The sequence below is a fragment of the Stenotrophomonas sp. 05L44_2 genome (genome assembly GCF_056665995.1).
Map to the genome: position 1 here is coordinate 1 of NZ_JBFTNR010000049.1, position 10,414 is coordinate 10,414.

Sequence of the window (10,414 nt, forward strand, 5' to 3'; positions counted from 1 at the left end):
ATCTGGAAGTCCACGCCAGCATGGATCAGCCGCAGCGAATGTTCGCGGTCGAACGAGCGCACCAGCAGCTTGGCCTGCGGGAATTGATGAGCAACCAGTTCGACGATGCGGTCGGCATCCTCGGCATTGTTCACACACACCGCAATCGCCCGTGCACTGCCCGCGCCAGAGGCATGCAGCACGTCCAGCCGGGTGCCGTCGCCGTAATAGATCTTGAAACCAAAGCGCTCGGCGTTGTGGATCATCTCCACRTCGTTGTCGATGATGGTCACGTCCACGYCGCGRGCSAGCAGCGACTGGCTSRCSACCTGGCCGAAGCGGCCGAAGCCGATCAKCAGCACGCTGCCGGACAGGCCATCGGCGGTATCCACGCCTTCCAGGCTGACGGTCGGCGTCGGCGCCACGCGCTTGTAGACCAGCACCACCAGCGGCGTCAGCGCCATCGACAGCACCACCACGGCGGTGAAGTTGGCATTGATGTCCAGGCTGATCACCCCGGCACTGGCTGCGGCGGAGAACAGCACGAAGGCGAACTCGCCGCCCTGCGCCATCAGCACGCCACGGTCCAGCGCCTGCGCATGGTCACTGCCCATCAGGCGCGCAACCACGTAGATGCACAACGCCTTGGCCGCCATCAGCGCCACCACCAGACCGAGGATCATCGGCCAGTTGCCGGCCACCACGCCCAGGTCCAGCGCCATGCCCACGCTSAGGAAGAACAGGCCCAGCAGGATGCCGCGGAACGGTTCGATGTCTGCTTCGATCTGGTGGCGGAAGGTCGATTCGCTCAGCAGCACGCCGGCCAGGAACGCGCCCATCGCCATCGACAACCCGGACAGCTGCATCAGCAGCGCCGCGCCCAGCACCACCAGCAGTGCGGCGGCGGTCATCACTTCGCGCGCCTTCGATTCGGCCAGCACGCGGAACAGCGGATTGAGCAGGAAGCGGCCCACCAGCACCAGGCCGACGATGGCGCCCACGCCGATCGCCACCGACATCCAGCGCGAACCTTCGCCATCGGCACTGCCCGCAGCCGGAGCCATCCACGCGACCAGCGCCAGCAACGGCACGATCAGCAGGTCTTCGAACAGCAGGATCGAGACGATCTTCTGCCCCGACGGCAGCGCGATGTCACCGCGCTCGGCCAGCAGCTGCATCACCACTGCGGTGGAGGTGAGCACGAAACCGGTGGCGCCGATGAAGGCGATCTGCCACGGCAGCCCGAACAGCTTGGCGATGCTGGTCAGCACCAGCGCGCAGGTGACGATCTGCAGCGTGCCCAGCCCGAAGATTTCCTTGCGCAGGCTCCACAGGTGCGAGGGCCGCATTTCCAGGCCGATGACGAACAGGAACATGACCACGCCGAGTTCGGCGGTATGCAGGATCGCCTGCGGGTCGGAGAACCAGCCCAGCCCGAACGGGCCGATCGCCAGGCCGGCGGCGAAGTAGCCCAGCACCGAGCCCAGGCCGAGCCGACGGAACAGCGGCACCATCACCACCGCTGCGCCCAACAGGGCGACGACCTTGACCAGCTCGCTGGTCGCTGCTTCTACCGCCATGCGGTGGGTTCCCCGGAAATCGAAATCGGCCTCAACGATAGAGCAACACCGATGACGGCAATAGCACGTGTGTTGCGTTTTATTGTCTTGGAGATGGAACGATAGCGGGAGTGGCCCTAGGCATCATCCCGAAACCGTGCGCGCCCCTCGGTGGGCGCCAACCCGATTCGGTAGGCGCCAACCTTGGTTGGCACAAGCGCCGACCAAGGTCGGCATCTACCAGGGCCCCGCCCCCGCCCCGCCCTCACCCGCCCCGACAGAACGCGGCGTAATCGATATACCCCGGGAACGGCACGCCCGGCGCGCACACCGCGCACTGCGGGTCCGGCCCGATGCGGGTCTCGCGGAAGCGCATGCCCAGCGCGTCAAAGCGCAGCAGGCGGCCCACCAACGGTTCGCCGATGCCCAGCAGCAGCTTCAGCACCTCGGTGGCCTGCAGCACACCTGCCAGGCCGGGCAGCACGCCCAGCACGCCGGCCTCGGAACAGTTCGGCGCGAACTCCGACGGCGGCGGCTCCGGGAACAGGCAGCGGTAGCACGGCGCCACGCCGCGCTGGCGGCCGGCATCGAACACGCTCACCTGGCCATCGAAGCGCTCGATGGCGGCGTAGACCATCGGCGTGGCGTGCTTGATGCAGGCGTCGTTGAGCAGGTAGCGCAACGGGAAGTTGTCCGAACCATCCAGCACCACGTCAACGTCCTGCAGCAGGCGGTCCACGTTCTCCGAGGTGACCCGCTCGGGCACGGCCTCGACCTCGATGGACGGGTTCAACGCCAGCAGCCGCTCACGTGCCGAATCAACCTTCAGCTGGCCGACGCTGGCCTCGGTATGCACGATCTGCCGGTGCAGGTTGCTGCGCTCGACACGGTCGTGGTCGGCAAAACGCAGGTGGCCTACCCCGGCGGCCGCCAGGTAGAAGCCAGCCGGCGCGCCCAGGCCACCCGCGCCCAGCACCAGCACCCGAGCCTGCTGCAGGCGGCGCTGCCCAGCCTCGCCCACCTGCGGCAGCAGCAGGTGGCGAGAATAGCGGTCATAGAAATCGCGGTCGGCGGCGCTGGTCAGTGGCTGCACCAACGGCAGCGCCAGCTCGCGCCAGGCCACGGTGCCGCCGGCAACGGAGGTCACGTTCGTGTAGCCCGCATCCAGCAGCGCCTGCGCTGCATCGGAAGAGCGCTTGCCGCTCTGGCAGATCAGCAGGATTTCCTGTTCCGGTAGCGGCAGGTGCGCGGCCGGGTCGGCCAGAAGTTCAGCCTTGGCCACGCCACGCGCGCCCTCGGCCATGCCGCCGGCCCGCTCGTGCGCCTCGCGCACGTCGATCAGCACCGCACCATGGGCCACGCGCGCGCGCGCCCGCTCGGGGGAAAGCTCTGGAATGCTCATGGCGTCCATTGTAGAGCCGGGCCCCATGTTGACGGAGCCGACGGCGCGTAGGACCCTCTGGCCGGTGAAACCATCGATCAATCCCGTACAGACCGAGCACCTGGTGCTCCGGCCGTTCTCATGCGCCGACGGCCCCGAGGTCTTCGCCGGCATCACGCCAACGCTGACCCGCTTCATGGCATTCGATCCGCCGGACTCTTTTGCGGCATTCGAAAAGATCGGCCAGGAATGGCTGCGCCTGATCGAGGAAGGCGCGGAATACACGTTCGTGATCCGGCATCTGCAGGACGGACGCTTTGTGGGCATCGCCGCCGTGCACCGCGCTACCGAGGGCGAACCCGAGCTTGGCATCTGGATAAGCGAGCGCGAGCACGGACAGGGCTACGGCCGCGAGGCAGTGCGCGCCGTCGTCCACTGGTGCGCGGAACGGCTCGCTGCGGTCGCCTATCGCTACCCGGTGGCGGTGGACAACGTGGCCAGCCGGCGGATTGCCGAAGCACTGGGCGGCCAGGTGGTCGGCACCGAGCAGAGCGCGAAGTTTGCGTCGGTGATCTATCGGATTCCGGTGCCGGGGCTGCCTGGCTGAGGTTGCCGGCCAGCGGCCGGCACTACCGACAGGATCGCCACAACGAGAAAGGCGGCCCTGCGGCCGCCTCTCGTGAATCACTTGCCCTTGACGTGCTTCATCAAGCGCCGCTTGGCCTTGACCTGCCGTTCGGTCAGCACGTTCTTCTTGCCTTCGTACGGGTTGGCACCCTCGCGGAAGATGAACTGCACCGGCGTACCGATCAGCTTGAAGCGCTTGCGGAAGAAATTCTCCAGGTAGCGCTTGTACGACTCCTGCAGTTCCTTCAGGCGGGTGCCGTGCACGATGAAGGTCGGCGGGTTGGCGCCGGCCGGGTGCACGTAACGCAGCTTGGAGACGTGGCCGCGGATGGTCGGCGGCGGGTTGGTCTCGTAGGCCACTTCCAGCGCCTTGTTCACTTCGCTGGTGGTGAAGGTCTTGTTCGCCGATTCGTGCGCGCGATGCACCGCACGGAACAGCTCACGCAGGCCCGAGCCATGCTTGGCCGAGATGCGCACCGATTCAGCCCACGGCACGAAGCCCAGGCGCAGCGACAGCATCGTTTCCGCCTGCTCACGCTGGTAGTCGGTCAGGCCGTCCCACTTGTTGATCGCGATCACCAGCGCGCGGCCGGCATCCAGCACGGCGCCGAGCACGGTGGCGTCCTGGTCGGTCACGCCTTCGGTGGCGTCGAGCATCAGCACGGCCACCTGGCACTGCTCGATCGACTGCATGGTCTTGACCACCGAGAACTTCTCGACGACTTCGTCCACGCGCGAACGGCGACGCAGGCCGGCGGTGTCGATCAGGCGGTACTCGCGGCCATCGCGCTCCAGGTCCACCGAGATCGAATCGCGGGTGGTTCCCGGAACGTCCGAAGCGATCATACGCTCTTCGCCGAGGATGCGGTTGACCAGGGTCGACTTGCCCACGTTGGGGCGACCGACGAAGGCGATGCGGATGCGGTTCGGATCGTTGTCCAGCTCTTCGCCGCTGCCCTCTTCCGGCAGGCGCTGGATGACCTCGTCAAGCAGGTCGTCCAGGCCCTGGCGATGGGCAGCCGACAAGGTCAGCATCTCGCTGAAGCCGTAGCGGGCGAACTCCGAACGCACGGTGTCTTCGTCGGTGCCGTCGATCTTGTTGATCAGCAGCAGCGTCGGGCGCGACAGCTTGCGCAACCAGGCCAGGATCTCATCGTCCATCGCCGAGGTGCCCTCGCGGGCATCGACGACGAACAGGATCAGGTCAGCTTCGCCAGCGGCAGCGCGGGCCTGGCGCGTGGTAGCACCAGCCAGGCCTTCTTCTTCCTCTGCGATGCCGCCGGTATCGACGACGAGGAAATGGTTGTCCTCGTCAAGCCGGCAGACGCCATAGTTGCGGTCCCGGGTGACGCCGGGCTGGTCATGGACCAGGGCGTCACGTGTACGGGTCAGTGCATTGAATATGGTCGACTTGCCGACATTCGGCCGTCCAACCAGGGCGACCAAAGGCAGCATCGCGATTACTCCGTATTAATTTGCCAACCGGAATGCGGTCAGCTTGCCATCAACGTTCTGCACCAGCAGCACTCCATCGACGACGATTGGCTGGGCCAGAAGCGCATCACCGCCGCTTTTCGCCCGCGCCGCCATCGCGCCATCGGAGGCCTGCAGCCAATGCAGGTATCCCTTGTAGTCACCGACCACCACGTAGTCGCCGTGCAGCGCCGGACCGGTCAGCGAGCGCCGGGCCAGTGCGGTCTGCGACCACATCGCCGCGCCGCTGGCCTTGTCCAGGCCGAACACGCCGCCCTTGTTGTCGGTAACGAAAACATTGCCCGAAGACACCGCCACACCGCCGGCACCGCCGTGGTCACGCGCCCACATCGGGCGACCAGTCGGGCCTTCGATGGCCATGGTCTGGTTCTTGAAGCTGCTCACGAACAGCGTGTTGCCGTCGAGCACCGGGGCGCCATCGACGTCGGCCATGCGGTCCAGCTCGGTACGGCCTTCGCCGGTACCCACGTTCTGGTCCCACAGCGTGCGGCCGTCCTGCATGGCCAGCGCAGCAACGCTGCCCTCGTCCTTGCCGATGAACAGCACGCCCGGACCCGCCACCACCGCCGCGTTGCCACGCACGGTCAGCGCCGGCAGCTCGCTGGGGTTGAACCACTTCTGGGTGCCGTTGCCGGCATCGAACGCGGTGACGCGACCATCATTGCTGCGCACGAAGACCATGCCCTGGGCAATGGCCGGTGCGGCGATGACTTCGTTGGGCACGCGTGCGCGCCACTTCTCGCTGCCATCGTTGATGTCCAGCGCGATCACCTGGCCATCGAGGGTACCGATGACCACCAGGTTCTCGCCGACGCCCGGACCACCGGACAGCCGCAGCTTGGCCTTCTTCTTTTCCTTCTTCGGCTCCCAGGTCCAGACCTTCTTGCCGGTCTGCAGGTCGATGGCGTGCACGCCACCGGTGATCGCCGCGGCGAACACATGGCCATTGGCCACTGCCGGGCCCTGGCGTACGCCGATGCGGCGCTCGCCCTTGCCCAGGTTGACCGACCAGGCCTTGTTGACCTTCAGGGTCGGCTCGAACTTCACCAGTTCCGCCGGCTCCTGTGCCTTCTTCGCTGCTGCGTCCTTGCCGGCGAACCAGCCCTTCATGGTGCTGCAACCGGACAGCGCCATGCCAAGCAGGAGTACGGTGGCGACGCGCGTGATCATGACCTTCTGACTCATCAAACCGACTCCGCAGGGGCGGCGACGGTGCCGCCGGCGTCCATAACCTTGGTTTCCAGCAGTCGCCGCTGCGGCGCTGCCACGTCCAGCGTCTTCAGCGCCTTCTCATACTGTTCGCGGGCCGCGTCACGCTTGCCCTGCGCCATCAGCGCATCGCCATGGATTTCCAGGCTGCTGCTGTCGGTGGCGCTGCCCAGCAGCTTGATCGCTTCATCGCCCTTGCCGGTAGCCACCAGCAAGCGTGCCACGCGCTGGTCGACCACGCGCTGCAGGTCGCCTTCGACCTTCACCGCGCGCAGGGTGGCCAGCGCCTCTTCATTCTTGCCGGCATCGACCTGGGCCTTGGCCAGCTGCAGCGCAGCCAGGTCGCCGTAGATGCTGGACGGGCCAGCCTCCAGCGCCTTGACCGCCTTCGCAGCGTCGTCGAGCTTGTTCTGCTGCAGGCCCACCAGGGCCTTCTGGTACTCGACATTGGCCGAAGCCAGCTTGCCGCCCTGATCCTTCTGGTACCACTGCCAGCCGGCAATGGCACCGATGGCGATGACTACGCCACCGAGGATGCTGGCACCATTCTTCCGCAGCCAGCTGCGGACGCGTTCACTTTGTTCGTGCTCGTCGAGCAGGTCGTCGATCGCCATGCGTACTCTCGCCCCGCCCATCGGGAGGGACCATTGGGATTATCGAAGGTGGTGAAACCGCGCCTCAGTGTGAAACCGGGACAACGGAGCCTTCAGAGGATACCTGAAAGCGTGCCACGTTGGCTCGCTGATAGGGCGTCAGATCGACGATAGCGCCATTCTGCTGAACCTGGACCGCCGAGGCGTTGCCCAGGGTGACCCGGGCCACCTGGCCGGGGGTGAAGCTGCGGGTCTCGCCCGCCTTGATCAACGCCTTCTCTACGCTGCCGCCATCCGGACCGGCGATATCGACCCAGCTGTCGCCACTGAACTGCATGTCCAGGTTGGCAGCAGCGGCCGGCGCAGCGCGTGGCACCGGGGCCAGCGAGGCAACGTAGGGGGTAGCAGTCGGCTTGGTGACAGGTGCGGCCGCCACTTCGGCGGGTGCCGCGGCGGCGGACCCGGGACCGGCCGGGGTAACCGGTACGGCGGCCGGGATCACATCCAGCGAGGCAGTGTTCGGCGAAGGTGCGGTGCCATCGAAGTGACCACGGGTGGCGAACCAGACCGGGACCGCCAGCACGGCGGTAATACCGACATACAGCGCACGGCGGCCGAGATTCTCGGCGATCCGGCGCGCACGCGGGGTATGGGTGTGGCTGACCAGCGTCGGCGGAACCACCGGTCCAACCTGGGCCTGTTCCAGCAGTTCGCTGACGTCGACGCCGAGCAGGCGGGCATAGCTGCGCAGCTGGCCGCGCACGAACACCGGCGCCCCCAGCTTCTCCCACTGCTCCTGCTCGAGCGACCTCACCACTTGAACCGGCATGCGCAGGCGCTGGCCGACGTCTTCAAGGGTCAGTCCGGCGGCCTCACGGGCCTGGCGCAGGCGGGTGCCGCAGCCGGCCACAGTCTCGAGATCGCTCACAGTCTGGTCATCAATCACAATGCATCAACCCTGGAGTTAGGAGCCCGCGTCCTGCGGAAATTCCTGTCGAATCCGCTGAAGATAGCGATCAGATGCTGCCTGATCACCCAGCCGCGCCTCGATTTGAGACGCAAGTTGTAACACGGAACGCGTGGCCGGTGCAGCCGCAATCCTACGTTCGGCGAAGGCCCGAGCTTCCATGAACTGGCCGCGACGGAAGCTCAGCTGGGCCATCGCCTCCAGCGCGACCGGGTTGCCAGGCACCTGGGACAGGGCGGCACGCAGGTTGCGTTCGGCGCGATCAAGCTGCCCGGCATCCAACGCACAGCTGCCGCCGTTGGCCTGCGCCTCGGCCGGCGTGGTGTAGCTGCGCGCCTGCAGCGCACGATCGAACCAGGCCAGCGACTCGGCAGCCTGTCCGTTCTGGCACAGCCAGGCACCATAATTGTTGAGCACGTCCCCCCGCTGCGGCGCCAGTTCGGCGGCCCTGCGGAAACCTTCCCCGGCCTGTCGGGTGCGGCCACGCTGATCATCGATGCCGGCCAGCAGCACCAGTGCATCGGGGTCGGCAGGCGCCAGCTTGATCGCATCGCGCGTCTTGCGCTCGGCCGCATCGAGGTTGCCGCTCTGCATGTCGCGGGCGGCCAAGGCGAGCAGATCCGCGGCGCGGACCTGCCGGCGAACACCTTCGGGGTCGCGGACCGAATAGACCGTCGCCTGGCTGGGGCCCAGCTTGGCCTTGGGTTGCGACTTGCAAGCGGTGACCGAGAGGGCCAGCACGGCTGCAAGCAGCGCCAGCCAGAAGCGGTCAGGCCGCGGCATCGCTCCCCTTCCCCGCCTGCAGCGTCTTGTTGAACTCGGCCTGGCGGCGCGTGCGATCCATCACCTGGCCCTTGAGCTGGCCACAGGCGGCGTCGATATCGTCGCCACGGGTGCGGCGCACCATGGTCAGCACGTTGCTGTCGAGCAGGATCTTCTGGAAGGCGCGGATATGCGCTTCTTCGGAACGCTCGTAGCGGGTACCCGGGAACGGGTTGAACGGGATCAGGTTAACCTTGCCCGAGTCCCTGGCCTGCACCGCGTTGTCGAACTGGTGCATCAGCCGCGCCAACTGGCGGGCGTGCTCGGGCTGGTCGTTGATGCCCTTCATCAGGGTGTATTCGAAGGTGACCGATTCGCGGCGCTTGTTGGCGCGCAGGTAGCGTGCGCACGAAGCCATCAGCTCGGCGATCGGGTACTTCTTGTTGAGCGGCACGAGGGTCTCGCGCAGCTCGTCGTTCGGCGCATGCAGCGACACCGCCAGCGACACGTCGCTTTCGGTGGACAGGCGGTCGATCTGCGGCACCAGGCCGGAGGTCGACAGGGTCACGCGCTTGTTGGCCAGGCCGTAGCCCAGATCGTCGCGCATCACGCTCATGGCACGCACGACGTTGTCGAAATTCATCAACGGCTCGCCCATGCCCATCATCACCACGTTGGTGAGGCGGCGCATCTGGTGCGGCACGTTGCCCAGGTGGCGCGCCGCGATCCACACCTGGCCGATGATCTCGGCGGTGGTCAGGTTGCGGTTGAAGCCCTGGGTGGCGGTGGAGCAGAACGTGCAGTTCAGGCCACAACCGACCTGCGAGGACACGCACAGCGTGCCGCGGKTCTTGTCSGGGATGTASACSGYCTCGATGGCGTTCTTGCCATCSRYGCCCATCGCCAGCAGCCACTTGTGGGTGCCGTCGKYGGAGGGYTTGTCGAASAYGATGTTCGGGACSAGSACCTCGGCATGCTCCTGCAGCTTGGCGCGCAGAACCTTGCCGAGGTCGGTCATCTCATCGAACTCGGTGACGTAGCGATGGTGGATCCACTTCATCACCTGATGGGCGCGGAATTTCTTCTCGCCGAGAACCTCGACGAAAAACTTCTCCAGGCCCGCGCGATCGAGGTCGAGCAGGTTCTGCTTGCCAGCCGTGGGTGCCGACTTCGGCAGCGGCTGGATGGCGATTTTCTGTACGACCTCGTTCACGGCATTACTCTCAGCGCGAGACGACTTCGGTGGCGGCGAAGAAGTACGCGATTTCAATCGCGGCATTCTCGACCGAGTCCGAGCCGTGGGCGGCATTGGCATCGATGGATTCGGCGAAGTCGGCGCGGATGGTGCCCGCAGCGGCTTCCTTCGGGTTGGTGGCGCCCAGCAGGTCGCGGTGTGCCAGGACGGCGTTCTCGCCTTCCAGGGCCTGGATCATCACCGGGCCGGAGATCATGAACTCGACCAGTGCGTTGAAGAACGGACGCTCGCGGTGCACGGCGTAGAAGCCTTCGGCTTCACGGCGCGACAGCTGCTTGTACTTGGCGGCCACGACCTTCAGGCCGGCCTTTTCGAAGCGGGCGTAGATTTCGCCGATGACGTTCTTGGCAACGGCGTCCGGCTTGATGATCGAAAGGGTGCGCTCCAGCGCCATGGGATGTCTCCAATGGAATCGGGCCGCTGATGGCCCGAAGGGTAACAAAAAAAAAGCCGCGTCGAAACGCGGGCTTAGCCTGATAAACGTGCACGGATTGTAAAAGATAAAGCGGCAGGGTGGTAGTGCCGGCCGCTGGCCGGCATTGGCCGCCATTCAACCTGGGGGCTGCCGGCCAGCGGCCGACACTACCC

10 protein-coding genes are annotated in these 10,414 nt (G+C 66.2%); 1 reads left to right on the forward strand and 9 read right to left on the reverse strand.

The window, feature by feature from the left end:
* Together AC1VAN_RS03020 and moeB are read right to left on the reverse strand one after the other, a co-directional pair.
* Positions 1–1,559: monovalent cation:proton antiporter-2 (CPA2) family protein (locus AC1VAN_RS03020; RefSeq protein ID WP_480985243.1), on the reverse strand; the 1,559-nt coding region annotated here is incomplete at its 3' end.
* Positions 1,560–1,803: 244 nt separating this feature from the next.
* Positions 1,804–2,940 carry a molybdopterin-synthase adenylyltransferase MoeB gene (moeB, locus tag AC1VAN_RS03025; RefSeq protein ID WP_313446562.1) on the reverse strand — a complete coding sequence of 379 codons (1,137 nt, stop codon included), beginning with the start codon at positions 2,938–2,940 and terminating at the stop codon, positions 1,804–1,806.
* Here moeB and AC1VAN_RS03030 point away from each other — a divergent pair.
* Positions 2,939–3,526 (forward strand): GNAT family N-acetyltransferase, encoded by a 588-nt coding sequence (locus tag AC1VAN_RS03030; protein WP_442252299.1) that lies wholly within the window; start codon positions 2,939–2,941, stop codon positions 3,524–3,526. The genes moeB and AC1VAN_RS03030 overlap by 2 nt on opposite strands.
* Before the next feature lie 77 nt (positions 3,527–3,603).
* On the opposite strand, the gene der is transcribed toward AC1VAN_RS03030, so the two are convergent.
* From der to ndk, 7 genes are all read right to left on the reverse strand, one after another.
* On the reverse strand, positions 3,604–5,001 hold the full coding sequence (der, locus tag AC1VAN_RS03035; RefSeq protein ID WP_478013535.1) for a ribosome biogenesis GTPase Der: 1,398 nt from the start codon (positions 4,999–5,001) through the stop codon (positions 3,604–3,606).
* 15 nt (positions 5,002–5,016) lie between these two features.
* On the reverse strand, positions 5,017–6,225 hold the full coding sequence (gene bamB, locus AC1VAN_RS03040; RefSeq protein WP_088100629.1) for an outer membrane protein assembly factor BamB: 1,209 nt from the start codon (positions 6,223–6,225) through the stop codon (positions 5,017–5,019).
* On the reverse strand, positions 6,225–6,863 hold the full coding sequence (locus tag AC1VAN_RS03045; RefSeq protein ID WP_025874997.1) for a YfgM family protein: 639 nt from the start codon (positions 6,861–6,863) through the stop codon (positions 6,225–6,227). The genes bamB and AC1VAN_RS03045 overlap by 1 nt, the downstream gene beginning before the upstream one ends.
* 64 nt (positions 6,864–6,927) lie before the next feature.
* The gene (locus AC1VAN_RS03050; protein ID WP_431602223.1) at positions 6,928–7,788 is read right to left on the reverse strand and encodes a helix-turn-helix domain-containing protein; all 861 of its coding nucleotides are present in this window, start codon (positions 7,786–7,788) and stop codon (positions 6,928–6,930) included.
* Positions 7,789–7,806: 18 nt separating this feature from the next.
* The gene (gene pilW, locus AC1VAN_RS03055) at positions 7,807–8,592 is read right to left on the reverse strand and encodes a type IV pilus biogenesis/stability protein PilW (protein WP_032977559.1); all 786 of its coding nucleotides are present in this window, start codon (positions 8,590–8,592) and stop codon (positions 7,807–7,809) included.
* A complete protein-coding gene (gene rlmN / locus AC1VAN_RS03060) occupies positions 8,579–9,784 on the reverse strand; it encodes a dual-specificity RNA methyltransferase RlmN (RefSeq protein ID WP_480985244.1) in 1,206 nt (401 codons plus the stop codon). Before rlmN ends, pilW begins: the two co-directional genes overlap by 14 nt.
* A 10-nt stretch (positions 9,785–9,794) precedes the next feature.
* Positions 9,795–10,220 carry a nucleoside-diphosphate kinase gene (ndk, locus tag AC1VAN_RS03065; protein WP_008265389.1) on the reverse strand — a complete coding sequence of 142 codons (426 nt, stop codon included), beginning with the start codon at positions 10,218–10,220 and terminating at the stop codon, positions 9,795–9,797.
* Between the last annotated feature and the right edge of the window lie 194 nt (positions 10,221–10,414).